The 24,831-nt window shown below is 45.4% G+C and carries 23 protein-coding genes; 10 read left to right on the plus strand and 13 right to left on the minus strand.

The window, feature by feature from the left end; genetic code table 11:
* Window positions 1-89 precede the first annotated feature (89 nt).
* The gene (locus M9196_RS11340; RefSeq protein ID WP_250617755.1) at window positions 90-1,088 is read left to right on the plus strand and encodes a LacI family DNA-binding transcriptional regulator; all 999 of its coding nucleotides are present in this window, start codon (window positions 90-92) and stop codon (window positions 1,086-1,088) included.
* 56 nt (window positions 1,089-1,144) lie between these two features.
* Here the strand turns inward: M9196_RS11340 and M9196_RS11345 are convergent, their stop codons facing one another.
* Together M9196_RS11345 and M9196_RS11350 are read right to left on the minus strand one after the other, a co-directional pair.
* Window positions 1,145-1,801 (minus strand): nitroreductase family protein, encoded by a 657-nt coding sequence (locus M9196_RS11345; RefSeq protein ID WP_250617661.1) that lies wholly within the window; start codon window positions 1,799-1,801, stop codon window positions 1,145-1,147.
* Between the two features lie 72 nt (window positions 1,802-1,873).
* A complete protein-coding gene (locus M9196_RS11350; RefSeq protein ID WP_250617662.1) occupies window positions 1,874-2,164 on the minus strand; it encodes a putative quinol monooxygenase in 291 nt (96 codons plus the stop codon).
* Window positions 2,165-2,365: 201 nt separating this feature from the next.
* Here M9196_RS11350 and M9196_RS11355 point away from each other — a divergent pair, with 201 nt between their 5' ends.
* Window positions 2,366-3,301 carry a LysR family transcriptional regulator gene (locus M9196_RS11355; protein ID WP_250617663.1) on the plus strand — a complete coding sequence of 312 codons (936 nt, stop codon included), beginning with the start codon at window positions 2,366-2,368 and terminating at the stop codon, window positions 3,299-3,301.
* A gap of 312 nt (window positions 3,302-3,613) precedes the next feature.
* On the opposite strand, the gene M9196_RS11360 is transcribed toward M9196_RS11355, so the two are convergent.
* Together M9196_RS11360 and uraH are read right to left on the minus strand one after the other, a co-directional pair.
* On the minus strand, window positions 3,614-4,954 hold the full coding sequence (locus M9196_RS11360; RefSeq protein WP_250617664.1) for an NCS2 family permease: 1,341 nt from the start codon (window positions 4,952-4,954) through the stop codon (window positions 3,614-3,616).
* Window positions 4,955-5,142: 188 nt separating this feature from the next.
* On the minus strand, window positions 5,143-5,496 hold the full coding sequence (uraH, locus tag M9196_RS11365) for a hydroxyisourate hydrolase (protein ID WP_250617665.1): 354 nt from the start codon (window positions 5,494-5,496) through the stop codon (window positions 5,143-5,145).
* Between the two features lie 469 nt (window positions 5,497-5,965).
* Here uraH and puuE point away from each other — a divergent pair, with 469 nt between their 5' ends.
* The 5 genes from puuE to M9196_RS11390 all read left to right on the plus strand — a co-directional run bounded on the left by puuE (window position 5,966) and on the right by M9196_RS11390 (window position 10,421).
* The gene (gene puuE / locus M9196_RS11370) at window positions 5,966-6,886 is read left to right on the plus strand and encodes an allantoinase PuuE (RefSeq protein ID WP_250617666.1); all 921 of its coding nucleotides are present in this window, start codon (window positions 5,966-5,968) and stop codon (window positions 6,884-6,886) included.
* Window positions 6,887-6,957: 71 nt separating this feature from the next.
* Window positions 6,958-7,473, plus strand: a complete 516-nt coding sequence (gene uraD / locus M9196_RS11375; RefSeq protein WP_250617667.1) for a 2-oxo-4-hydroxy-4-carboxy-5-ureidoimidazoline decarboxylase — start codon at window positions 6,958-6,960, stop codon at window positions 7,471-7,473.
* Between the two features lie 110 nt (window positions 7,474-7,583).
* Window positions 7,584-8,570: an allantoicase gene (alc, locus tag M9196_RS11380; protein WP_250617668.1), complete on the plus strand. Its 987-nt coding sequence runs from the start codon at window positions 7,584-7,586 to the stop codon at window positions 8,568-8,570.
* A gap of 17 nt (window positions 8,571-8,587) precedes the next feature.
* Window positions 8,588-9,115 (plus strand): ureidoglycolate lyase, encoded by a 528-nt coding sequence (locus M9196_RS11385; protein ID WP_250617669.1) that lies wholly within the window; start codon window positions 8,588-8,590, stop codon window positions 9,113-9,115.
* Between the two features lie 70 nt (window positions 9,116-9,185).
* Window positions 9,186-10,421, plus strand: a complete 1,236-nt coding sequence (locus M9196_RS11390) for a urate hydroxylase PuuD (protein ID WP_250617670.1) — start codon at window positions 9,186-9,188, stop codon at window positions 10,419-10,421.
* A 253-nt stretch (window positions 10,422-10,674) separates the two neighbouring features.
* On the opposite strand, the gene M9196_RS11395 is transcribed toward M9196_RS11390, so the two are convergent.
* The 8 genes from M9196_RS11395 to maoP form a co-directional block, all read right to left on the minus strand.
* Window positions 10,675-10,857 (minus strand): hypothetical protein, encoded by a 183-nt coding sequence (locus M9196_RS11395; RefSeq protein ID WP_250617671.1) that lies wholly within the window; start codon window positions 10,855-10,857, stop codon window positions 10,675-10,677.
* A 373-nt stretch (window positions 10,858-11,230) separates the two neighbouring features.
* Window positions 11,231-11,593: a YgiW/YdeI family stress tolerance OB fold protein gene (locus M9196_RS11400; protein ID WP_250617672.1), complete on the minus strand. Its 363-nt coding sequence runs from the start codon at window positions 11,591-11,593 to the stop codon at window positions 11,231-11,233.
* 286 nt (window positions 11,594-11,879) lie between these two features.
* Window positions 11,880-13,232 carry a guanine deaminase gene (gene guaD, locus M9196_RS11405; RefSeq protein ID WP_250617673.1) on the minus strand — a complete coding sequence of 451 codons (1,353 nt, stop codon included), beginning with the start codon at window positions 13,230-13,232 and terminating at the stop codon, window positions 11,880-11,882.
* 187 nt (window positions 13,233-13,419) lie between these two features.
* A complete protein-coding gene (xdhC, locus tag M9196_RS11410; RefSeq protein WP_250617674.1) occupies window positions 13,420-14,331 on the minus strand; it encodes a xanthine dehydrogenase accessory protein XdhC in 912 nt (303 codons plus the stop codon).
* Window positions 14,332-14,404: 73 nt separating this feature from the next.
* Entirely contained in the window at window positions 14,405-16,804 is a 2,400-nt protein-coding gene (xdhB, locus tag M9196_RS11415) for a xanthine dehydrogenase molybdopterin binding subunit (RefSeq protein WP_250617675.1), read from the minus strand.
* Window positions 16,797-18,242, minus strand: coding sequence for a xanthine dehydrogenase small subunit (gene xdhA / locus M9196_RS11420; RefSeq protein ID WP_284677161.1), 1,446 nt, complete (start codon window positions 18,240-18,242; stop codon window positions 16,797-16,799). Before xdhA ends, xdhB begins: the two co-directional genes overlap by 8 nt.
* A gap of 300 nt (window positions 18,243-18,542) precedes the next feature.
* On the minus strand, window positions 18,543-19,277 hold the full coding sequence (locus M9196_RS11425) for a GntR family transcriptional regulator (RefSeq protein WP_250617676.1): 735 nt from the start codon (window positions 19,275-19,277) through the stop codon (window positions 18,543-18,545).
* A gap of 198 nt (window positions 19,278-19,475) precedes the next feature.
* Complete coding sequence (gene maoP / locus M9196_RS11430) at window positions 19,476-19,880, minus strand: DUF413 domain-containing protein (RefSeq protein ID WP_250617677.1); 405 nt, start codon at window positions 19,878-19,880, stop codon at window positions 19,476-19,478.
* Between the two features lie 310 nt (window positions 19,881-20,190).
* Here maoP and M9196_RS11435 point away from each other — a divergent pair, with 310 nt between their 5' ends.
* Together M9196_RS11435 and M9196_RS11440 are read left to right on the plus strand one after the other, a co-directional pair.
* Window positions 20,191-21,648 (plus strand): DNA-3-methyladenine glycosylase 2 family protein, encoded by a 1,458-nt coding sequence (locus M9196_RS11435; protein WP_250617678.1) that lies wholly within the window; start codon window positions 20,191-20,193, stop codon window positions 21,646-21,648.
* A complete protein-coding gene (locus tag M9196_RS11440; RefSeq protein ID WP_250617679.1) occupies window positions 21,645-22,124 on the plus strand; it encodes a methylated-DNA--[protein]-cysteine S-methyltransferase in 480 nt (159 codons plus the stop codon). Before M9196_RS11435 ends, M9196_RS11440 begins: the two co-directional genes overlap by 4 nt.
* A gap of 434 nt (window positions 22,125-22,558) precedes the next feature.
* Here M9196_RS11440 and M9196_RS11445 read toward each other — a convergent pair whose 3' ends face one another.
* A complete protein-coding gene (locus M9196_RS11445; protein ID WP_250617680.1) occupies window positions 22,559-24,097 on the minus strand; it encodes a DUF3612 domain-containing protein in 1,539 nt (512 codons plus the stop codon).
* 156 nt (window positions 24,098-24,253) lie between these two features.
* On the opposite strand from M9196_RS11445, the gene M9196_RS11450 reads away from it, so the two are divergent.
* Window positions 24,254-24,826, plus strand: coding sequence for an aldolase/citrate lyase/malate synthase family protein (locus tag M9196_RS11450; protein ID WP_250617681.1), 573 nt, complete (start codon window positions 24,254-24,256; stop codon window positions 24,824-24,826).
* The last annotated feature ends 5 nt before the right edge of the window (window positions 24,827-24,831 follow it).

A 24,831-nucleotide genomic window follows, 5' to 3' on the forward strand; every position in this document is an offset into this window, starting at 1 on the left:
AAATTAGCGCACACAGCTTATCAGATGCTACGCCCGCGTTTAGCGGGCGTTTTCAATCGAATAAAGAGGAATTGGTGGTGAAAGTAACGATGCTGGATGTCGCCAATGAGGCAGGAGTCTCTAAATCGACCGTATCACGGGTATTGAACAAGAAAAATATCGTGCGACCGGATGTCGTAAAGCGAGTGTTTGACGCGATTCAGAAAACCGGCTACCGCCCCAATATTTTAGCGCAAAATCTGGCCATGAGAAAAACCAACTTCATTGGCTTTGTTATGAGTAATGTCTTGTTTGATGGCCCTTATTTTTCAACGCTGATGAATCATGCGGCGTCATTTTGTGAAGAGTCGAACCATCAATTGGTGATGACAGATGGGAAGCACAGTAAAGCTGAGGAAAGGGATGCCATTAATTTTCTTTTAGACATGAAGTGTGCTGGCATCATTGTTTATTCGAAATACTTAAATGAGAAAGAGCTATCGGAGATCATTAGTCGCACCACGACCCCGATCATGGTTCTGAATCGCCCAGTATCCGATCACCCTCAACACGCGATTACAACCAATCATTATCAAAGTGCTTGTTTAATGATGGAGCACCTAGTGCAAAACGGTCATCGCAGCATTGCAATCATTCGTGGCAACCCAAACTCAGGGACGGATCAACAGCGCTATCGCGCCTATCGAGATGTGTTGGAAAGCCATGGTTTACCCATTCATAAGGCCTTTGAGCAATGCGGCAACTGGGCGTTGAAAGGGGGGTATCTAGCGGTACAACAGTTACTTGAGTGTGCTGTACGACCGACAGCGGTATTGGCTTGCAATGACGACATGGCGATGGGGGCGATGCGTGCTTTAAACAATGCTGGGCTGTCATTACCAAAAGATATGTCGATTGCCGGCTTTGATAACAGCAATATGGGCGAGTATCTATCACCTAGCCTCAGCTCGGTCAGTGTGCCGTTGGGCAATATGGTTCAGGTGGCGATACTGCGTATCTTGGGAGAGAATGAACGAGCCCAATCAATTTCAATATCGGGCTCGTTAGTGATTAGAGAATCTATTGTGTCCCCTACCGAGTCAAAATGACCATCTCTTGAGAGACTGTTCATCATGTTGGTGTCGGCCTGGGGAAGCGATATGAGTTATAAAACCGTTAATACAGCTTCACGGCTCAAGCGAGACTTAGGTAGGGATGCATTGTAATCTTCATCCGAGTGGTGATAGCCCATCGCTAAGGCCACATCACATTGATAGCCTCCGAGTTCATCTTTAAACAGTTCAGTGATCATCTCTGGATCTACCCCTTCCATCGGCGTTGAATCAATGCCTAGGCGTGCTAAAACATGCATGGTATTACCTAGCGCGAGGTAGGTTTGCGCCTTAGTCCAGCTTGAAGTATCGCCCGTCTCATCAGTGTTCAGTTCAGCAAAGGCAAAACCACCAAAGGCTTGTTCACGTTGCTCTGGTGTCGTACGGCCATCGGCAATGCCTTTATCGACGACTTTTGCATAATCATCGCGGGTGTAGCTAGGGTGGTATGCGAACAAAATAATATGTGACGCTGCTTTGATATGAGGCTGATTAAATTGAAATTTGTTAACAAACGTATCGTGCATGCGCTGTTTGGCTTCATCACTTTCAATGACAATGAACTTCCACGGCTGTGAATTAATTGAAGAAGCTGAAAGTCGCATTGCCTCGTAAATGACCTCTAATTCATCTTGAGGGATACGCTTGGTCGCATCGTAGCGTTTGGCGGTATAGCGTTGCTCTAAATCTGCAATGATGGGATGTGGCATGGTCATCTCCGAAATAAAATTAGTTAAGAATAAAAAGAGTAAGAAATAAAACGAGTCAGCGTTATTGCAGCATTACCCAATACGAGTCATCTCATTGAGTGTAAAGCTAGCAACGGCACCTTCAGTTGCCGCTTTGTATTTCGCAATGTGAGCGCTGCGTAAATGGGCTTGCAACAGCTCTGGTGACGTCCAGTTTTCATAAAACGTAAAGTGCGCGGGGTTGTTATTGTCTTGGTGCAAGTCGTAATTGATGCAGCCTTCTTCGGCGCGTGTTGCTTCAATGAGCGCTAATAATTCGGTTTTCACCAACTCAATTTTATCTTCATTAGCGATAATATTGGCAACGATAGTGAGTGACGTCATAGTGTGTTCTCGTCTTCTTAGGCGCAAGTGATTAGCGGCTTTGAGTATGAATAAGGCGTTTGTGTCGGGATATAGTAATAGTAAGATTGATAGTTATAAAGAGGCTATAATTTGAATTATTATCAAAAATTATTTGATAATAAAGTGTAAGGGTGGTGCGGAGCATCATTGAATAAACGAATTGAGTAGGAGTCAGTGTATATGCTGCTTGAAGATCTACACGTTATCTTAAAGGTGGCGGAGCTACGCAGTATTACTGCTGCTGCGACAAACCTTGATATGCGAACCGCCACCGCGAGTGCCGCTGTTAAGCGGGTTGAAGCGTCACTTGGTGCAGAATTATTTGTGCGCACCACACGTCACTTGCGGCTGTCTTCAGCTGGCGAACGGTATTTGCCACAGTGTGAGCAAGCATTGAAAATGCTGCAACAAGCTAAGCTCAATATGCGAGAAGATCTCGGTATCATTGACGGAGAAGTGCGAATCGCCATGTCTTCGGACTTAGGGCGTAATATTGTGGCATCTTGGCTGGATGATTTTCTACTGGAATACCCTAATGTGTCACTGCGCACTCATATCAGTGACAGCAATATTGATTTTTATCGAGATGCGGTTGATATGGCATTGCGCTATGGGCCCAAGTTGGACTCGAATTTGTACGGGTTTAAGATTAGTGAAGCCCCAAGAGTGTTGTGTGCCAGCCCTGAATACTTGGCAAAGCATGGCGTACCCCGGACCCCACAAGATTTGCTCAATCACAATGCGCTCTTCTATCAATTGCATGATATTTTGCAAGATGAATGGGCGTTTAATGATGGCGAGCGTGACTACAAAATCAAGTTAAAAGGCAATAGAGCATCTAACGATAGCGATTTTGTCCGACGTTGGTGTGTCGAAGGGAAAGGTATCGCATTTAAGTCGTGCATTGATATGTCGAGTGATTTGCTCGCAGGGCGAGTGGTGAATTTGATGCCAGAATATAAGCCAACGCCATCAGAATTGTGGTTAGTCTGCCCAAGTCGTCAATCCATTACGCCTACGGTCCGATTATTACGAGATAGGTTTCGAGACAAGAGTCAATCGATCTTATCTGCGCTAATAGACAAAGGGGTGTTTGAGCCAAATGAAATTGGATAGGCAAAACTAGGGGATAGCACAAGGCGTGAACCGAAAGTATGGATTAGAACCAAGATTATGATGTTATTGATGACATGAAACCGTCGGCTGAACATCTCAATAGCGTTAGTCAGATGAACGTTCTAGTCGTCAAACAAGGGAACACCGAACATAAAAATGCCCTGATCGACTTCTCCTGAGATGATATCGATGTATAAACATCGCTGAGTAAGTGCCACCACGATGTGCAATTTACACTGAAAATCGCGGCTTGTTGAAACAAAAACGAGAGAGCATTCGCCCTCTCGTTTTCTACACTCAAATGCTTATCGATTAAATGTAGATTAACTTAGCGATGAATACCGCCGTTAATACATACATGGAAATAGAGACGTCCTTTGTTTTACCTGTGCACACTTTAAGAACGGTATAGGTAATGAAACCCAGTGCAATACCATTGGCGATAGAAAAGGTCAGCGGCATCATTAGAGCGGTAATGGCTGCAGGCGCCCCGTTAGTGAAGTCTTTCCAATCGACATGCTGCATGCTGCTCATCATGACAAACGCCACGTAAATTAGCGCGCCAGCGGTGGCGTAAGAAGGGATCATTCCTGCTAATGGAGAAAGAAAGATAGCGGCAAGAAATAGTACGGCAACGACGATAGCAGATAAGCCTGTGCGAGCCCCTGCTGCAACGCCAGACGCACTCTCTACGTAACTGGTGACGGGTGGGCAACCCACACATGCACCCGCCACACTAGCAATACTATCCGCTTTCAGCGCTTTACTGAGTCCTTCTATTTTCCCTGTTTCTTTGTTGACTAAGTTCGCGCGTTCAGCAACACCCATTAACGTGCCTGCCGTATCAAACATGTTCACAAACAAGAAGGCGAGAATCACACTGACCATTGAAATATTGAGTGCGCCACTGATATCCATGGCAAGAAAAGTCGGTGCAATGCTTGGCGGCGCCGCAAAGAAGCCGTTGTATTGCACGAGACCTAGCATCATTCCGATTATGGTGACGCTCAAAATACCAATCAATACTGCGCCAAAGACTTTACGCTCACTCAAGACGGCAATGATTAAAAATGCCATCGCTGCGAGAATCGCATCAGGCTTGGTAAAGTCGCCCAATGAGACTAATGTGGCAGGGTTTTCTACGACAATACCCGCGGTTTTTAGTCCGATCAACCCTAAGAAAAGACCCACACCAGCCGTCATGGCAAACCGTAAGCTGTGTGGAATACTCTCAATAATCCATTGCCTAATTTTGTAAAAACTCATACCAACAAAGAGCACACCGGAAATAAACACAGCGCCTAATGCCACTTCCCAGCTATAGCCCATTTCACTAACCACTGTGAATGAGAAAAAGGCATTGAGCCCCATACCGGGCGCTAGACCAACTGGCCAGTTAGCAAATAGCCCCATAAGCAAACAACCAATGGCCGCACCAATACAAGTGGCAACGAAAACGGCGCCCTGATCCATTCCCGATGCGGCCATAATGTTCGGGTTGACAAAAATGATATAGGCCATGGTGGCAAAGGTGGTCACCCCACCAAGCATTTCATTTTTGACACTTGAACCATGTTGTTTAATCTTAAACCATCGTTCGAGAAAGCTATTCTCGTGGGTTTGATTGAGCGTTTCTGCTTTACTTTCGTTCATTTCAGCAAGTCCTTCTAGTATTGAATATCCCTAAACTGCACACGACCAAGCCCATCACATCAACATAGTGCGTGATGCTTAATAATGAGTCTTTACGACGTCGAGGTTTGCTTTCGAGAGTGTGGCGCGATCACAACTAAATGATCGTAATAATGATTCTCTTATGTAGAACGTTAATTATCGGTGATTTAACTGCCCCTGTAAGTTGAAAAACTGTACGGAGAAACAAGCAGTGGCACGTGATAGTGCGATGCTTCGTCATTTAGCCCAAAACGGATTACCACGTCATCCAAAAATGGAACATCATCGAGCTCAATGCCCTGCTGTTCGAAGTAGGAAGCCACGTGAAAGATGAGCTGATATCGACCCGCTACAAATGCTGATCCTTCCAGTAAGGGCGTGTTGGTTCTGCCATCGGAATTGGTTTCAGCTTGGAGAATTTGAATGGGTGTATCACCATCCAAGCGGTATAGCACTACCCGAATATTAGCACCCGGTACACCGTTTGCGGTGTCGAGAACGTGCGTGGTTAATTTTCCCATAAGGTGTACTCGCATTAAGTCCGTAATGAGGCGCGTTTAGTCGCGCTATGTTGTATTGATAATGTATGTGTTGCCGTCTTTTAACATGTCAAAAGCGGCCAAATGTTTAACTACGGTATGGTTGTATTCAATATTCGTGTGTCAATAGCGCACCATCGACATCGCGAATATTTATACTCTTGATAACAATATGTACACAATATCTACAATTAGTAAAGCCTGATGTTAAAAAAGTGTTGCTTTGTCTGGCGGAATTTTTAAAGTGATTTGTTGTTTTTACGAGTGATTAGCAGTTATTTATGCTCTCAAGCTGTTGAATTATAATGTAATGATTAGAAAAATTAACTTTATAAACAAAATCTTTACATTAAAATAAAAAATTGTATACAATAAATGTATTGAGTGAATTGGCCATTGTGGTTTTATACGGCGAAATTTGCAGGACTTAAGAACTAGCAGGAGCGATTGGATGAGTCAGGATTATTCTCGAAATCTTATCGGATATGGACCAACGCCCCCTCACCCAAAATGGCCAAATGAAGCGCGTATTGCGGTTTCTTTTGTATTGAATTATGAGGAAGGGGGAGAGCGATGCTTATTACATGGCGATGATGAATCCGAAGCATTTCTGTCTGAAATTCCAGGTGCTCAGGCGATTTCTGGTGAACGCCATATGAGCATGGAATCAATATATGAATATGGCAGTCGCGCGGGTGTTTGGCGAATCTTACGCTTATTCAAACAATACGATATTCCATTGACGGTATTTGCCGTCGCTATGGCCGTTGAGCGCTACCCCGAGGTTGCTATTGCGATGAAAGAGGCTGGTCACGAGATATGCAGTCATGGATATCGCTGGATTGATTACCAATATATGGATGAATCCGAAGAGCGCGACCATATGAGGAAAGCGATTGATATTATTCAACAAGTGACTGGGGAGAGACCGCTGGGTTGGTATACCGGGAGAACGGGACCTAATACACGTCGACTTGTCGCTGAAGAGGGTGGCTTTGCTTATGATTCAGATGCTTATGATGATGACCTTCCATACTGGCATACAGAAGCAGGGCAACCTCAGTTGGTGATTCCCTATACTCTCGATGTTAACGATATGCGTTTTGCCACCGCGCAGGGATTCAATTCAGGCGAGCAATTCTTTCAATACCTAAAAGACACCTTCGATACACTTTATGCCGAAGGCGAGAGTGCGCCTAAAATGATGTCTGTGGGTTTACATTGCCGTTTAATTGGAAAGCCTGGACGAATCGCCTCTCTCAAGCGATTCATAGAATACGTTCAGCAGCACGATAAGGTTTGGTTATGTCGACGCATAGATATTGCCAATCATTGGCATAAAACGCACCCGTATCAGGCTGACTCAAAGTAATACTACTGATACGTATAAACTCGATAATCCTTCACTACTAGATGTTCAACTCGACGCAAGGAAGCATAGATATGACACCGTTTAAATTTGGCAAACCGACGCAACTCAATAAAACCGACTTTGTCGCACGGTTTGCCGATATCTATGAGCACAGCTCTTGGGTCGCGGAGTCGGTTTTTGAACAAGGGCTTGCCGAGCAAGATAACCATATTGAGTCACTGCATGAAAAAATGGCGTCGGTGTTATTGGCGGCGCCTTATGAACAACAACTCGCGCTTATCAATGCTCACCCAGACTTAGCGGGTAAAGCAGCAATAGACGGAGTACTCACGGCAGCTTCGACTTCAGAGCAAGCAGGTGCGGGTATCGACCAGTGCTCGAAGGAAGAATTTGCACAATTTACCACCTATAACGATAGCTACAAAAGTCGCTTCACATTTCCCTTTATCATGGCGGTAAAAGGGGCCAATCGTTACCAAATTCTTGAATCGTTCGAGATGCGATTAGGCAATGATAGTGAAACTGAGTTTGCTACGGCGATTAATGAAATCAACAAGATAGCACTTTTTCGCCTCAGAGATATGTAAGTCATAGGAAGACAGCTATTTCTGCTAATGGTGAGGTGAAAGTGGCCTAATCCACTATCACCTGACACTCATTTTATTATTTATTGATTAATTGAATTGGATGACCGGATATGTCCTTAAATTTTGAACAGTACATCAACTTAGCCGATGAAAAACTCGGTGCTGAGGCGCTTTTTGCCACCGATGATTTTTTTGCAGATAAATCGCGCTTATTGCACAGAGCTCCGCCGGAATGGAAAGACGATCTCTATGACGATAATGGCAAATGGATGGATGGCTGGGAGAGCCGTCGTAAACGCAGTGAAGGTTACGACTATTGTGTTGTGAAGCTGGGATTAGCTGGCACCATTGCGGGTTTGGATATCGATACCTCATTTTTCACCGGTAATTTCCCTCCTTCTGCATCGGTTGATGCGATCTATAGCCCAAATGAAGACCCGACCGAATTGACTCACTGGGAAGAAATCTTGCCATCACAAGCTTTATCTGGCGATCAACACCATCTTAATGAAATCACCAGTGACAAAGTGTTTACTCACGTTCGTTTAAATATCTACCCTGATGGTGGTGTCGCGCGATTACGTGTTTATGGCCAACCTAGTGTTGACTGGGAAGCGATTGATCCGCAACAGAGTGTTGATCTCGCCGCGGTAGAACATGGTGGAAGAGCTTTAGTTTGTAGTGATGAGCACTATGGTAATAAGTCCAATATTTTGGGTCCAGGGCGCGGTGAAAACATGGGTGATGGTTGGGAAACAGCGCGTCGTCGTACGCCGGGTAATGACTGGGTAATTGTAGCATTAGGTCATGTTGGAAATATTGGGCGAGTGGTGGTGGATACTGCACACTTTAAAGGTAACTACCCTGATAGCTGTTCTATTCAAGCGGCTTATGTAAAAGGGGGGACGGACGATCAAGTTGCGACACAGAGCCTTTTTTGGCAAGAACTACTGCCAGCACAAAAACTCAACGCTCATGACATTCAGGAGTTTGTGTCGCAAGTGAATGAGATTGGACCGGTGACACACGTTAGGTTGAATATATTCCCTGACGGAGGGGTCAGTCGTCTTCGTTTGTTTGGTACCAAAGCAGACTGAAGCATGAGGAATGTATAATGAGTAATGGAATCCGCCGTTTAGCGATTGAGCCTCTCACCCAAGAGCGTTTTGCTGATTTTGGTGACGTTATTGAGACTGAAAATAGAGAGTATTTTATGATCAATAACGGGTCAACACGTCGCTATCATCACCTTGCTGAAGCTGATGTTGAACAACAGCAAGGAAAAGCGATTATCAGTATATTTCAGGCCATGCCGTTGAAATACCCACTGACGATAGAGATGCTAGAAAGGCACCCTCTGGGCTCGCAAGCGTTTATCCCATTACTTGGTCAGCCGTATCTTATTGTCGTAGCAAAGAAAGGGGACACACCGTCACTGACGCAATGTCGAGCATTCATTAGCAATGGGCGACAAGGTGTTAATTATCATAAAGGGGTGTGGCACCACCCCGTTCTAACATTGACAGAGAACGATCAATTCTTAGTCGTCGACAGAGCGGGTGATGGGCATAACTGCGATGAAGTGTTTTTTGATGAACATCTTGTTTCGCTTCATCTTGATGATATCCCAACAATGCGTTAGCACGACGATAAGCCGGGTTAAAAGGAATGAATGCAGCGCATAGATTGAGGCTGCGAAGAAGGAGTATGTTATGGATCCGCACATGACAGAATGGTTGAACTTATTAATTCGATGGGTTCATATGGTCGTTGGTGTCGCTTGGATCGGCGCATCGTTTTACTTTGTTTGGTTGGAAAACAATCTCAACCGCAGTAACCCAAAAGACGGGCTTTCTGGCGATCTTTGGGCGATTCACGGTGGTGGCATTTATCACCTCGAGAAATACAAATTGGCTCCGCCTAAAATGCCCGATAACTTGCATTGGTTTAAATGGGAAGCGTACTTTACTTGGATTACAGGGGTCTGCTTACTCGGCGTGGTGTATTACCTAAACGCAGACCTGTATCTTGTGGCTCCTGGCTCAGGTATTGACTCGACTACCGCCATCGCGATTGGCATTGGTTCTTTAGCGGTGGGTTGGCTGGTGTACAGTTTTCTTTGTGACTCGTTCTTGGGGAAAACACCGGTCATTTTAGGTGTTGTGCTATTTCTTGGTTTGGTCGCAGCAGCATATGGGTTAACTCAAGTCTTTAGTGGACGAGGCGCTTACATTCATGTCGGTGCGATTATTGGCACCATCATGGTGGGTAATGTGTTCTTTGTTATCATGCCAGCACAGCGCAATTTGGTGAAGGCAATTGAAGAGAATACCGAGCCAGATCCGCGCTTGCCAGCCAAGGGGTTACTGCGTTCTAGACACAATAACTACCTGACGCTACCGGTGCTGTTTATTATGATCAGCAACCATTTCCCAAGTACTTATGGCTCACACTATAACTGGTTAATATTGGCGGGTTTATCGGTATTCAGCATTTTGGTTCGCCATTACTTTAACACTCGCCATGGTAGCCAAAAGTTCGCTTGGACAATCCCTGTCGCCGCACTAGGCATGATTACATTGGCATTTGTGACCTCTCCATATGCTAATCAACCCGCATCGCCGCAGGTGGCCCATACCGAAAGCCATGCGACAGTGAATGTAGACGTTGAAAAGGATGATGCGACCTCTTCATTTGCTAAAATTAACCAAGTGATTCAAGTGCGTTGTACTGTGTGCCATTCGGCAACACCGACACATGCCGCGTTTCAAACTGCACCGGGGGGCGTTATGCTTGATACGCCTCAGGAAATTAAAATCAATGCATCTCGGATTGTCGCTCAGTCAGTGACAACTAAAGTCATGCCTTTGGGTAACCTGACTAAGATGACTGATGATGAACGGGTTCTAATTGGTGAATGGGTAGAGCAGGGCGCGCAAATACAGTAATAGGCGAGTACAGCCGTAGGTTAGTGCAGTAGTAGGTTAGTGAAATAACAGGCTACTGCAGCAACAAGCTAGCGCAGCAATAGGCGTACAAGTTTGCGACTGAATACATCTCGCAGACGGCATAAAGGGCATCAGAATCGGCGGGTTCTGGTGCTTTTTTACACTAGGTTATTAGTGTGAATGGTAGAAGGAGAGCTTAGGAAAGGGAGGGGGAATACGCCGCGATTAAGCGGCGATGATTAGAAGCAGTAATTTAGAAAAGGTCATTAAGTAAGTCGACCAACTCATTCTCAGTCTTAGGCATTTTTTCTAGCTCAATACACGCTGAGCTGCCACCTTTGAGCATATAAGCTCGAGTAGTGCAGTGATCGTGATGAAACCATTTTCCGTTAATACAAACGTCCGTATAACACCTTGGGTCTTGTTTAAGTTCCATGCCAAATCCTTTTTGTTAACCTTAACAACATGTCATTAACATTACTGTTTTTATGGATAATTGATTTGATCTGGATCAATAAAGATAACGGATTAACCCTATAGGGTTAATCGAACAAAATGGATAGATCGCGCTATAAACGCGGTTTTTATAGCGTTAAATATTTATTTTTCGCTTTATTTTGAATTAGTGACCTGGTTCGTCAATTTGAGTAGGCGAATCCTGTGGCAAGAAAAAAATTGGATTTTTTGACTGGCATCGAATTTATTCGGGTAGAGGCGAAAACACTTGGATGGTTTTTGTTAACCAGACGTAAAAAAGACCCCGCTATACGGAGTCTTTGTTCATGTTTTTGCGCACAGATTCGAATTAATTAGCCCGCAATGACAATACGTTTAACGTCGATGGTTGCGTCTTCCCATGCATCTTTATCTAAACTACCGGTAATGGTGACGGTGTCATTGGGTGTGACATCAACACCTTGCCATACACGATCATCAATTTCGACCACGATGGTGTTGGCTCCATCGGTAAATTGGTAGTCCTCATCCCCGAGAGCTTGTGTAATGCTACCTGTGATTTGTACAGGCGCATCGTCATTGGCTTTGAGTGCTTGTGCAACGGTGGTTTGCATGCCCGCTGTTGGGCCATTGAAGCCACCATTGGCTGGCACTGAGTTAGCCGCCGCGAAACCAGAGGTTAGGATAAGAGTTGTTGCGATGATGATGTTTTTCATGTCAGCCTCAAAAATTACGTTATGCGTTGATAGTGCTATTTGTTTATAGCGCTATTCGCTGATAGTGCGATTAGTCGGCAGCGTCTTGATGGTTTCTAGTGAGCCATTCACTTTGAAATGGTCGATTGAACAAGTAAATCGCTGCCTTAGCGTTTCGTTGATGGTGCTACTATGCACCCGGCGCAATTAATGAGAACTGAAGTGAATATTCAGAATTCGTTCATAATGAAAAAATCGCCATTTAGAGGCGACTTTTTATTTGCTGTTGTTGTTCTAACAAAGCGTTCTATACAAGGTTGACGACGGCTTGCTCAGGCGTTTTGGATTGTGGCTGCTTAGCGTCATAGGCCTTATTGCCGTAAATGTAGGTTTCACAGACGGTACGATCATCCCCCAGGCTCATCAAAACAAATAGCTTTTCTTCCAGCGTTGTGGTTTGTTGCATTCTAAAGCGCATGAGCTGCGTAGCATGCAGGTCAAGCACGACAAAGTCCGCTTCTTTGCCTACGGCAAGGTTGCCAATTTTATCTTCTAAATGCAGGGCTTTCGCGCCGCCAAGTGTCGCCAAGTAGAGTGATTTGAATGGATGAAGCTTTTCTTGCTGTAACTGCATGATTTTGTAGGCTTCACTCATTGTTTGAAGGATAGAAAAGCTGGTACCCGCTCCGACATCTGTTCCCATCCCAACGCGCACGCCTTTCTCTTCGAGTTTGGTTAATTTAAACAATCCTGAACCCAGAAATAGATTGGAGGTTGGGCAAAAAGCGATGGCAGATTCACTTTCCGCAAGGCGCTCACATTCGCAGTCTGAGAGATGAATACCATGGGCAAATACCGAGCGTTTATGAAGCAAACCGTAGTGGTCATAGACATCTAAGTAGCTGTCCCGCTCAGGGAATAAATCCAGAACCCACTCGATTTCTTTTTTGTTCTCTGACAGGTGGGTGTGTAAGTACACATCGGGGTATTCTTCTAATAGTTGACCGACGGTCTCTAATTGCTCTGGGGTGCTTGTTGGGGCAAACCGTGGGGTAACAGCATAGAGGAGCCGCCCTCGATGATGCCACTTCTCAATGAGCTCTTTTGAAGCTTGGTAACCAGACTCTGGCGTGTCGGTTAAGTAGTCAGGTGCATTTCTATCCATTAACACTTTGCCGGCAATCATGCGTAAATTTCGCTTTTCAGCCTCTGAGAAAAATACGTCGATTGATTCTTTGTGTACCGTACCAAATACGAGAGCTGTCGTGGTGCCGTTGCTGGCGAGCTCATCTAAAAACAGTTTTGCTACCTTGTGGGCATAGATAGGGTTTTTAAAGCGGCGCTCTTCTGGAAAGGTGTAGTTTTCAAGCCAATCGAGCAGTTGTTCGCCGTAGGAAGCGATCATGCCAGTTTGTGGGTAGTGGATATGGGTGTCAATAAAACCTGAGGTGATCAGTTTATCTTGATAGGTGGTGACAGGCATGGCGCGGTCGTGGCGAGCCAGAACCTCTGTCGCGGGGCCAATATCAATAACATAGCCATTCTCTACCACTAATACGCCGTCATCAAAATAATGATAAGACTGTTCTAGTTCGACCTCTTTCGGGTCCGCGATACTATGAAGTATGCTAGCGCGATAAGCGCTGCGTTGCGTTGTCATTTTGATGTCCTTTTCTACAAGCAAGCATGCTTACTCGTTTATGAATTCTGTTTTAATCTATCCGTTATAGGCTAAACGTTCGCGCTGCTCGGGGAGCCTCCATCACACGATGATGGGCACGCTCTGCACATAGTCATACCACGTGAGTTTGACCATTTTCGTTCACCCTGATGACGATGCTCCTACATTACGCAATATGTTGATGCGGCGTTTCATCGTTGGGCGCAATACGGTTGTCTGGGTCAAGTATGTTGTGTTCTTTTGGCTGATGAGCCGATGCATTACCAACTTTGCTAGCACGGTGAGTTGGGCGTTTTTGCTCAAGCCCCTGTCCTTGATAATGGGCAATCAATTCACCGGCTACAGAAACGGCGATTTCTGCTGGGTGTTTACCGGTCACAGCCCCAATTCCAATCGGGCAAATCATGCTATCGATTTGATCTTGGTTATAGCCACGCTGCGATAATCTGAAATCGAATTTTTTGCGTTTCGTCAGCGAGCCTATTAAGCCAAAATACACGCTGTCGTTTTTATCAATGATGGCTTTTGCCAGCTCAAAATCAAGCTGATGATTGTGTGTCATCACTAGAAAATAGCTGTTAGCTGGCAGGTGTCTCACCTCTCCAACGGGGTCGTCTGAAATCACCTTAGTCACGCCATGAGGCAAAGTGTCTGGAAACTCGCCATCTCTTTCATCAATCCAGGTGATGTGAAAGGGTAGGGTCGCCACAATATGGATTAAGGCTTTTGCTACATGGCCTGCCCCAAAGACAACAAGATGTCTTTGCGCTGTCCCTATCGGCTCAAAACTGAGGGTCGCCATTCCACCACAGCATTGTCCTAGTCGTGCCCCAAGATTAAATCGCTCCACTTTTAGCGCTTGCTCGCTAGAGTCCAACATCTCTCTGGCCATTTTAGTGGCGACGTGTTCAAGGTGACCACCGCCAATGGTGGCGATGATACGATCTTTTGTCACCAGCATTTTGGTGCCAGCATCGCGTGGTACTGAGCCTTTATCTTCTAATACGGTCACCATGACGCAAGATTCATGGTCTTTTTCCAGTTGCGCCAAGGCTTGAATCCAATTGTCCTTAAACATACTGTTCTCCTTAATTATGCCACTATCCCTCATCGCTCGGCTCCCTTCTAAAGAGAGCCAGGCGTGGGAAGTGCTAGGCGCTGCGTTGATAGCCCTTGGTTGACGTGGACTGGTTTGCGCGTGGGTGAGTGACGGCCTGTACCGCCATAAGTACCCGCTCTGGCGTTGCTGGCGTATCCAATTTAGGGATAGCACCATCGACGGCAACAGACGCAATGGCATCTTTTAATGCGCTCCACACGGACATGCCAAGCATGAATGGTGGTTCGCCCACTGCTTTGGAATTAAATACCGTGTCTTCTGGATTGCTGCGGTTTTCTAGCAGCTCGGTTCTAAAGTCGATGGGCATATCGGCAATCGCAGGGATTTTGTAGCTCGCAGGACCATTGGTCATCAGTCGACCTTGCTCATTCCACACCAGTTCTTCTGTGGTGAGCCAGCCAGCGCCTTGCACGAAGCCGCCTTCGATTTGACCAATGTCGATAGCCGGGTTTAGTGATGCGCCTACATCGTGCAAAATATCCACTCTGAGAATCTTGTACTCGCCTGTCAATGTATCGATAATAACTTCTGAGCAAGATGCGCCGTAGGCAAAGTAATAAAACGGGCGACCGCGAGCTTTTTCATGATCATAGTAAATTTTTGGTGTGCGATAAAACCCAGTGCTCGACAGCGATATTTGGTTCATCCACGCCAGTTCAGCGAAGTTGGCAAAGGTCATAATCTTTTCGCGAATTTGTACAAAACCATTCTTAAAGACGACCTCCTCTGGCGTGACAGAAAAGTGCGCAGAAGCAAAATCAATTAACCGTTGCTTGATGGTCATGGCTGCGTTTTGTGCGGCCTTCCCGTTGAGATCGGCGCCCGATGAGGCGGCGGTCGGCGAGGTGTTCGGTACCTTGTCGGTATTGGTTGCGGTGATTTGGATACGGTCAACATCAACTTGAAACTCCTGAGCAACGATTTGTGCCACTTTGATATTCAAACCCTGTCCCATCTCAGTACCACCGTGATTCAAATGAATACTGCCATCGGTGTAAATATGGATAAGGGCGCCAGCTTGGTTTAGAAAGGTCGCAGTGAAGGAAATGCCGAACTTAACTGGAGTGATAGACAACCCTTTCTTAAGAATAGGGCTTTGCTGATTGAATTTGGCAATCGCTTTACGTCTTGCATGATAATCACTGCTCTGTTCTAGCTGTTCGGTGATTTCTGGCATGAAGTTATCTTCTACGGTTTGGTAGTAATGCGTGACATTACGTCCTTCGTCGCCATAGTAGTTTGCTTTACGAACTTCCAAGGGGTCTTTGTTCAAGTACCTCGCTATTTCATCCATGATGTGTTCAATCGTCATCATACCTTGTGGGCCACCAAAGCCTCGATAGGCGGTGTTTGACGCGGTATTGGTTTTACAGCGATGCCCTATGATGGTTGTGTCACCGAGGTAATAAGCATTATCGGAATGGAACATAGCACGATCGACAATCGAGCTAGAAAGATCCGGTGAGTAACCACAGTTACCCGCGACAATAATTTCACTGCCTTGAATCACGCCATTGTCGTCAAACCCGACCTTATACTGATTATAAAAAGGATGTCGCTTGCCTGTCATCGTCATGTCTTCGTTACGCAGTAAACGCATTTTAGTGGGACGACCAGTTAAGTGTGCTATCACAGCAGCCATACAAGCTGGTGCCGCAGCTTGGGTTTCTTTACCACCAAATCCGCCACCCATGCGGCGCATATCAATGACCACTTTGTGCATGGCGATCCCAAGCACTTCAGAAACGAGTTTTTGTACTTCTGTAGGGTTTTGTGTGGAGGTGTAGACGATCATGCCACCATCTTCAGTGGGCATCACGCTGCTGACCTGAGTCTCTAGATAGAAGTGCTCTTGACCACCGATATCAATGTCACCTTCAATAATATGGGTGGCCTCAGCGATAGCTGTCGCAGAGTCGCCCCGTTTTTGCTGATGACTTTCCGTGACAAAGTGTTCTTTCTCGAGCGCTTCTTTGACGTCTAGGATGGCAGGTAGGGCGTCGTATTCAACAATAGCGGCGTGGGCGGCTTTTCGTGCGACTTCTAAGCTGCTGGCGGCCACGGCAATAACGGGTTGCCCATAGTATTCTACCGTACCATCCGCTAATAATGGGTCGCCGGGAAGAATGGCACCGATATCGAGTTGTCCTGGGATGTCTTTTGAGGTGATGGCAATGGCAACGCCCTCAAAGTCATAGCATGGAGAGACATCAATGCGTGTGATCGTGGCATGTGCCTGAGTGCTTAACAGCGCGTAGACGTGTAACTGATTGGGAAACTCTAAACGGTCATCAATGTAGACGGCTTCGCCAGTGACCTGTTTAGGCGCACTGTCATGCTTGACGCTTTTGCCCACACCCGTTTTTAGATCTTGTTTGACTAGCGCCACCATCTCATCGTGAGTCAATGGGTTGTGATTCACATTAGACATAAGACGTTACCCTCGTTTCAATCTGGTTATTCTTGTTCGATTCTTCTATGTAGTAGCGCTTTAGCATGTTGCTCGCGGTCATAGAGCGATATTCTTGGCTCGCTCTAAAGTCAGACAGTGGTTCAAACTCATCCGCGATAGCCGCCATTGCGTGAGCAATGGTTCGTTCGTTCCAAGGTTGGCCGATTAGACGTTGCTCACATAGGCTTGCTCGTTTGGGTATTGCCGCCATGCCGCCAAAGGCTACGCGCGCATGAGTGACGGTATCGTTGTCAATTTGTAGGTCAAAAGCACCACAAACCGCCGAGATATCGTCATCCAATCGCTTAGACAATTTGTAGGCACGGAAACCCGATCGGGTGGGTTTGGGTATGATGATTTTTTCGATAAATTCACTCGGTTTTTGAGCGGTGACTTTGTAGCTAATGAAATAGTCTTCGATGGGTAAGGTACGGGTCTCACTACCACAGCGAAGCTGGACTTTCGCGTCTAATGCTATTAATAGCGGTGGTGTATCGCCAATCGGTGATGCGTTGGCAACGTTGCCGCCAATTGTGCCTTGATTTCTTACTTGCAATGAGGCGAATCGATGCAGCAATTCACCAAAATCTGGATAGTAACGGTGTAGTAGTTGGTAAGCATCGCTGATAGGAAGGTTGGCGCCGATGATTAACTCGTCTTCAGCGTCTTCACACACTTTCATGTCCTCGACCAAATTGACGCTGATTAGCGTCTCTATTTCTCGGTGAAACTGCGTGACTTCCAACGCTAAATCCGTTCCACCGGCAACGAGCTTAGCCGTTGGGTGCGCTTGATACAGTTTTGCCAGCTCTTCAGTGGATTTCGGAGAGAAAGCGGTAAGGTGACCCGCTCGTAAGCTCGCGTCATTGGATTGGATTTTTTCTAGTTTTTGAATAGTGATTCGAGAAAGCTCAGAAAACTGGTCAGTGAGCGGGGTGTCATCACAAAGAGACAAGGCGGCATCCACAATGGGGCGATAGCCTGTACATCGGCACAGGTTACCGGCGAGTGACTCCATGACATCTTGTTTATTGGCGTTGGGTTTGTTTTTCCCTAGCGCAAACATCGACATAATAAATCCAGGGGTGCAGTAGCCACATTGTGAACCATGAAAATCGACAATCGCTTGCTGTACAGGGTGGAGCGAGCGATCTTTCGCTTGTAAATCTTCAACTGTGATGAGCTGTTTACCGTGCAAAGCGGAAATAAAGGTCAGACAGGAATTAACCGAACGGTAACGAAGCTCCCCACCGACAAGCTCGCCAAGGACGACAGTACAAGCTCCGCAATCACCAGAACCACACCCTTCCTTGGTGCCATTTTTGTTTACCTGTGTTCTTAGATAATTCAGTACTGTCATGTTGGGAGACAGGTTTTCTTCTTGTCTAATATCTTGATTGAGTAGGAAAGTAATCAAGAGACCTCCTTGTGTAAGACGTTTAGATGCTAATTATTTTTCTGACCTTTGGGTCAATAATTAGTCAAACTGACCTCTTGGTCAACTATTTTCTCACAAGTTGGCAACATTAATCCGGAGATTATTGTTCTTTATAGTGATAGTTGGTAGGTAAGTGTCTGATATAAAATCAGTTGATTTTATATCGTGATGTTAATTGTTTGTTGTGGGTTGATAGGTGATAAAGAGTGAGAAGGGTGTAATAGGGAGATGGCTTAGCGGAGTTGTGCCGTCCCTCTTTTGGTAGAGGGACGGCACACATTAAGATTTTGCTTTTAGGAGGTTGGAGAAAACGACATGCAAATCATTTGAAGTGGTGGTGTTGTCGAGGTTTAGCTTCGAGCGTATATGGTCCAAATGCTCTTTCATTAAACTTAGTGCTTGTTGTTCATTACCAGATTCAATTGCGTCAAGAAGTCTTGTGTGTTCATCGAGAGAGCAGTTAGCGTGACTGCCAGTTTCATATTGAGCGATCAACAGCGAAGTTTGCGAGACCAAACTGCGTTGGAAGGTGAGTAGTGGGGCATTGTCTGCCATTTCGGCTAATTTGATGTGGAATTCACCGGATAAACGCAGACCCGAACCATAGTCATTTACTGCGAAGGCTTTGTTCTCTTTAGCGACGAGCTTTCGACATTCGGCGATTTGAGCAGGAGTCGCGTTGTTAACCGCGAGCTCAGTGATGGCAAACTCCATTACCTCTCGAGCCTTAAATATTTGTTTCGCTTCTTCTACGGTTGGCGCTGAAACGATCGCTCCTCGATTGGGGCGAATATCTACGACCTTTTCTAATGACAAACGGAGCAGTGCCCGGCGAATAATCGTGCGGCTAACACCAAAAATCTCGCCCAACGCTTCTTCGTTCAGCTTGGTCGCTGGTGGTAAGCGTTGCTCTAAGATGGCATCAAAGATATGACAATAGACGACGTCATCTTGGGTTTGCCCCGCCACCTTAGTTTTAATGTTTGTGTTTACAGAGTTTTTCAGGCTTGCCATCGGGTAATGGTACTCGTTTACAAAAAAATGAACTAATAAAACAATAATACTTCACTTTGTATACAAGTATCTATCTGAAATGAAAACTGTGATGAATCGTGCAGAATTTATGAAGAACATCATATTAGCAATGCGTCACGAAGCTGCGCATGGAGTGAAGCAACCTAGCCGCCATGGATGACGGCAGATTATCTTAGTTTACCTATCGGCGATATCGGAATCCTCAGTGACTAAACTGTCATCCAATACGTCGTCTTGTTCGTAGCTGTCATCTTCGTTGCGACTTGCTTCGGCTTCAACTGGCTTCTTGCCGTTCAAGGTGTGAAACCTTCGTCGGTCACGAGCTAAATGAATATACTTAACCCACGCTTTTTCAAGCTTAGTGTCAGCTTGTTTTTCATCTTGAATGACCAGCAAAAAGTGCTCTTCGGCTATGTTCTCAGGTGTTATTTCACCTTGTTCGAGTTGATTCATAGTCGCACCATAGCGGATTAAAATCTCTTCTTCGGCTAACGTAAAGTCGCCAGATTTTGCAAAGCCACGGCGAAATTTGTTGTTGTCATAAAATGGCTTATTGCCAAGACGAAAATCTACATCAGACATAATAACCTCATGCAATCATGTTAACTGTTTGACACTGACTCAGTATAGAAAGTGTCGACGAAATTGCAGGTTTTTTAACCAGTATTTTCACCCCGATGAAACATCAATTTGCTAACATCTTGGCGAACCATTACTTTTCATTTTTATCGTTAAGAAAATATGATGCTGTGATGACATTTTTATGTTTGTCACGTTGCTATATTCACTTCCGAAAATGGCGAGTCTAGATGAGAAGGTGCGTTACACTTATTCTATGAATCACGATGATGGTTATTGGAATGGTCGTGCAGCACAAAGGAGTTTGACAAAAATGGCGGTATCATTAGGTGACTTGTCGACTGGAGAGGGATTGGTCAGTGATCGCAAAGCGTGTGAAACAGAAGCACGAGAGAAAGCTGATCATAGGCCATTACAATTGGAACAGTTCCGAGCGGCACGGTTGTCTCGAGACAGTCGATTTGACGGCCAGTTTTTCGTTGCGGTAAAGACAACGGGCATATTTTGTCGCCCGATTTGTCCCGCCAATCTGCCAAAAGAAAAAAATGTCGAGTATTTTGTTAATGCCCCGATGGCATTGCAAGCGGGATACCGCCCTTGTCTGCGCTGTCGCCCGGATAGCGCCCCCAGTTCTTGGGCGTGGCAAGGTGTTGAGACGACGTTCCGGCGAGCGATTAATTTGATTGAACAAGGCGCGTTGCAGCAAAGCAGTGTTGAGCAGCTAGCCGCGAGACTTGGCATTAGCAGCCGTTATCTTAGGCAAGTATTTGATAAGCATCTTGGCATGTCGCCAAAACGTTATGCGCAATTTCAGCAGATTATGTTTGCCAAGCAGTTGTTGCACTGCAGTTCTATGAGCATAACCGACATTGGCTTTGCTTGTGGCTTCAACAGCACTCGCCGGTTTAACGACGCTTTTCAAAAGTGTTTAAAACTCAATCCGACTAATGTACGACGTCAGCAGAATGTGGATGGAATGAGTAACGTTTTGACGCTTGCTTACCGCGGAGATTATGACTGGCAAAGGCTTTTAGCATTTTATCAATTAAGAGCCATTGATGGCATAGAACGAGTGACGGAGCGGTCTTATGAGCGTTATGTCGAACTGGATGGAACGTTAGGGTGGTTTAAAATTTGGGCGGACTTCGAAGATAAGAAAACCGTTCGTGTCGAGTTTGATGTAGAAGATGCCAGGCAGCTGTATTTTATGGTCAGCAACATTAAACGTATGTTCGATTTAAATGCAGATCTTACTTCGATTGAGAGTCATCTTTTAAGCGTCGACCCCAATCTGGTGCGCTACAGTGGTATTCGTCTTCCGGGGGTATGGTCAACATGGGAGGCAGGGGTTAGAGCGGTGTTGGGGCAGCAAGTCTCAGTGAAAGCGGCCATTGGGCAAGTCAATTTGCTTACTGATACGGTAAACCGAACTGTCTCTGGGCAGAAAGTGTTTCCAGACCCACGTTCAGTTAGTCAACATGAATTAAGCTTTTTACGCATGCCCCAGAGCCGAAAGGAGACGCTATCGCGGTTGGCTAATGCCCTTAACGACGATGTAAATCTCGCCCCTGATTTGTGGGCTGAAATAAAAGGCATTGGCCCGTGGACGATTAACTATGCGAAGTTACGTGGCTTGTCTCAGCCTAACTTGTTATTAGCCACGGATCTTATCGTTAAAAAATATACCAACCTTCACCCATCGTGTATCGCGAGCCGAGTTTCGCCGTGGGGAAGTTATGCCACTTTACATTGTTGGAGCCAACATTCATGACATTTTATGCGCTAGTAGACAGCCCATTGGGGCGAGTGACGATTCAAGCTACGGATCAGGGACTCACCGGGTTGTGGTTTGAGGAGCACACCACGCAACCTGAGCATCTAGGGGAGTTGCAAGCGCATCATCCAGTTCTATTGCTCACAAAGCAACAGCTTAGCGAGTACTTTTCTGGTGAACGAACGTGCTTTGAGATCCCGCTTGCGGCAAAAGGGACGCCCTTCCAGATGCAGGTTTGGCAAGCGTTATGCGATATTCCTTATGGACACTTAATGAGTTACCAAGAGTTGGCGGATTATATTGGTAATCCTAAAGCGGTGAGAGCCGTGGGCTCTGCCAACGGAAAAAACCCGATTTCTGTGATTGTACCTTGCCATCGTGTCATTGGGAAAAGTGGTAAGTTGACGGGTTATGCAGGTGGTGTTGCTCGTAAACAAGCGTTATTGAACCTGGAAGATCAAGCAGATAGCTAAGGATGTAATGATTACATTAACGGTGGAAATTTGTCAGATTCAGGTGAATTTATAAATACTTTTGTTAAAGCGAGGGAATAACTGAACGCCGGATAGTGATAGGTTTCATAATTATTGTCTAAACTGACGTAATTTAGCACTTTGCAATCAGTTGTTTTTGCATATTGCTAATGTGATTGCAATATGCAAATGCTATATGAGTGTCGTTTATAGCGTTGCACATAAAAACTTAGGAAATTGAGCACGTGATTGAGAAATTCAACGAAAAATGGCCATTGTAAAAGTTGGCACAGTAACTGCATGTATAAACGTGACCCTTATTAAGCCGAGGGTCACCTAGCCAACTGACGTTGTTAGTGAACACCTCTTGTTCACACATGTATATAGCCAGTCACCTTATTTTGTGGCTGGCTTTTTTTCTTCTTAGCGTCATATTATTCTAAAGCTATCTCATGTGTGTCATCTGACTTGTCATAGCAACTTGGCTCTCGCGGGCACCCTGCACCTCGTGAGCAGATCAGCCTAGCTTCGTTATCTATTCCTCGCTCTATCCAGTTTATGTTGAGTATTTTTGATATTGTGGTGAGATCTTTTTTGATGCTCCTAGGTATTGTTGCACTCCCGCCACTACTGACACACAGCCCCTTTAGCTCATTAGCAATATCTAATGCATTACCACCCTGTGCATCGATGGCCGGATTGAGATCGATACCAGCACAAAGCACTCGATTGTTACCCGCAGGGTCGGTCATATTGACAGACTCACAACAGTAAATTCTAGGTTCTCCTCCAACGTTAAGAATTGAAAGTTGCGCAGAAGAACCATTTCTAGGTTCAGAGAGACGTCTAAAGACTGCCCAATGCTGGCATGGGTCGTTTACCATTCGCATATTTCCCCACGGAAGCGGAATTCCGTTTCCGCGATACACCGCTTTTAGTTTTCCTGGGCCATAAGCATCGAAGTAATGCCAATGCGGATAAGGCGACACAACGGTCATACGACGCATCGCAACGGAAGGGGAAACGCCCGCGTGCTTATGCGCTTCAATCTCATAGCCGCTTCGATCCAAAAGTTGTCGAAAAGGGACTTTAGGGCAGAGTAAGGCACCAGCAAAGAAGCTGGATTCAAAGTCTCGCCATGCTTGAAGAATATCTTGTGAATTCAGCGCCGATGTTGATGGTGAACTGGTTGAATCTTCCCAACTGTTATGATGCCCAACGCTTAGAACACTCTTTAAGCCTTCTTCACTATGTAACACACGATGCCCTATATAGACCGCGAGGTCATATTTAAGACGAGTAGGGTAAGCTTTTAAGATTTCATTGAGATAGATAGTGCCTGGAGGTTCAAAAAATGAGGTAACTAATTGCTTGGCATTGATACCAAGTTCGTCAACGACATCCTTAGGTGTACGCTTAACCCACTGTACGCGTAGCCCTAAATTTTTAGCAATATCGATAAGATCTTCAACCGAAAGGTTAAGGCGTTTTAAGCCAACTTCTTCTGCTGCCCGTTCTAAGTCGGGGAAATGATTTTGCAAACTCTCTTGATGTGCACGAATAAGGAGATGAGCAAATTGGCGTCCCGTGATTCCAGTTTGAGACAGCATTTCGGGGATGGCAATTTGTAAAATGTCGTTAGAAAAAAGAAAGCTGGGTTCGAGTGCCATGCCGCTAATACCGCCACGATTCCCTCTTACAGGGGTGATTTCTTCTTGTTCTGGCTCACTATCTAGAAACCAAGCGGGATTTTTTTGAAACACTTCCGCGATGACTTCTAGCATATCAATACTAGGTACACGCTTACCCCGTTCAATCATAGAAAGATAAGAAACGGATGGCGCGCACTCAGGGTTCACACGAATACAGCGAGTAGAAAGGTCTTCCATCGTTAAATGGTTACGCTTTCTAAGGTTTCGAACTTTAGTCCCCAGAAAGTGGGACTGTCTAATTAAGCTTTTTGACAACGGCATTTTGTAAAATTCACACTGTAAAATTTTTGTTGTGAAATTGTAGCCAAAAAAGCGTTAGTCTACATAGTAAGCAAGATCACAAAACGAATATTAATGTAAACGCTTGTTTAGTGCATTTGCTCCATTTGAGACTAGCGACGGTAAAAGGAAGAAATTATGAACATGCTGACATTCGATAAGACAGAACTACATAAGAACCATTCAACGTTTATCGCAGAAGCTGTGTTCGCCGTAGAAATGGTCAAAGCCGACGAGCAAATTGAAAAACAAAAAATGGCGAAGCAGCTACTGGATACATTATTTCCTTTAGACAGCGGCTCCCATGAGGATGTCGTTAGTTACGAAATCGACTACAGACATGTGCAAGCTTATTTTAAAAACGGCCAACATAGTGGGCTTAAGCGAGCAAAGCAATTTGTTGCTTATGTCGGAGATAAATGCGCACCTACCTCGATTCTGTTTCGAGATGAAAGTGGTACTCATGTTGAGGTCATGATTGGTTGTCGAAAAGGGACTGGCCGTGTGGAGTTGGTTGAGATTGATGATGTTCAACTAGAAACATGTACGACGTTTGGGCATAGTGAACAGCAACACGCGTCGGGTATTAGGCACTGGGTTAGCCTGGTTCAAGGTGACGAGGAAGGTCGTCCAAGGGCGAGCGGTGAAGATAAAGAATACACGGCCAAAAATGGAGACGATTACGATCTGTCGTTTAGTTTTACTTGTTAAGCGCT

Source organism: Vibrio methylphosphonaticus (assembly GCF_023634655.1).
Classification (GTDB): Bacteria; Pseudomonadota; Gammaproteobacteria; order Enterobacterales; family Vibrionaceae; genus Vibrio; species Vibrio methylphosphonaticus.

Bases quoted from the DNA above. Each gene is read 5' to 3' on its own strand.
- M9196_RS11355 (WP_250617663.1), top strand. From the start codon at position 2,366: ATGCTGCTTGAAGATCTACACGTTATCTTAAAGGTGGCGGAGCTACGC.
- M9196_RS11445 (WP_250617680.1), bottom strand. From the start codon at position 24,097: ATGCCGTTGTCAAAAAGCTTAATTAGACAGTCCCACTTTCTGGGGACT.
- M9196_RS11440 (WP_250617679.1), top strand. From the start codon at position 21,645: ATGACATTTTATGCGCTAGTAGACAGCCCATTGGGGCGAGTGACGATT.
- M9196_RS11425 (WP_250617676.1), bottom strand. From the start codon at position 19,277: ATGGCAAGCCTGAAAAACTCTGTAAACACAAACATTAAAACTAAGGTG.
- puuE (WP_250617666.1), top strand. From the start codon at position 5,966: ATGAGTCAGGATTATTCTCGAAATCTTATCGGATATGGACCAACGCCC.
- M9196_RS11450 (WP_250617681.1), top strand. From the start codon at position 24,254: ATGAACATGCTGACATTCGATAAGACAGAACTACATAAGAACCATTCA.
- maoP (WP_250617677.1), bottom strand. From the start codon at position 19,880: ATGTCTGATGTAGATTTTCGTCTTGGCAATAAGCCATTTTATGACAAC.
- M9196_RS11400 (WP_250617672.1), bottom strand. From the start codon at position 11,593: ATGAAAAACATCATCATCGCAACAACTCTTATCCTAACCTCTGGTTTC.
- M9196_RS11340 (WP_250617755.1), top strand. From the start codon at position 90: ATGCTGGATGTCGCCAATGAGGCAGGAGTCTCTAAATCGACCGTATCA.
- M9196_RS11385 (WP_250617669.1), top strand. From the start codon at position 8,588: ATGAGTAATGGAATCCGCCGTTTAGCGATTGAGCCTCTCACCCAAGAG.
- M9196_RS11395 (WP_250617671.1), bottom strand. From the start codon at position 10,857: ATGGAACTTAAACAAGACCCAAGGTGTTATACGGACGTTTGTATTAAC.
- xdhC (WP_250617674.1), bottom strand. From the start codon at position 14,331: ATGTTTAAGGACAATTGGATTCAAGCCTTGGCGCAACTGGAAAAAGAC.
- guaD (WP_250617673.1), bottom strand. From the start codon at position 13,232: ATGACAACGCAACGCAGCGCTTATCGCGCTAGCATACTTCATAGTATC.
- M9196_RS11360 (WP_250617664.1), bottom strand. From the start codon at position 4,954: ATGAACGAAAGTAAAGCAGAAACGCTCAATCAAACCCACGAGAATAGC.
- xdhB (WP_250617675.1), bottom strand. From the start codon at position 16,804: ATGTCTAATGTGAATCACAACCCATTGACTCACGATGAGATGGTGGCG.
- alc (WP_250617668.1), top strand. From the start codon at position 7,584: ATGTCCTTAAATTTTGAACAGTACATCAACTTAGCCGATGAAAAACTC.
- uraH (WP_250617665.1), bottom strand. From the start codon at position 5,496: ATGGGAAAATTAACCACGCACGTTCTCGACACCGCAAACGGTGTACCG.
- uraD (WP_250617667.1), top strand. From the start codon at position 6,958: ATGACACCGTTTAAATTTGGCAAACCGACGCAACTCAATAAAACCGAC.
- M9196_RS11345 (WP_250617661.1), bottom strand. From the start codon at position 1,801: ATGCCACATCCCATCATTGCAGATTTAGAGCAACGCTATACCGCCAAA.
- M9196_RS11350 (WP_250617662.1), bottom strand. From the start codon at position 2,164: ATGACGTCACTCACTATCGTTGCCAATATTATCGCTAATGAAGATAAA.
- M9196_RS11390 (WP_250617670.1), top strand. From the start codon at position 9,186: ATGGATCCGCACATGACAGAATGGTTGAACTTATTAATTCGATGGGTT.
- M9196_RS11435 (WP_250617678.1), top strand. From the start codon at position 20,191: ATGGCGGTATCATTAGGTGACTTGTCGACTGGAGAGGGATTGGTCAGT.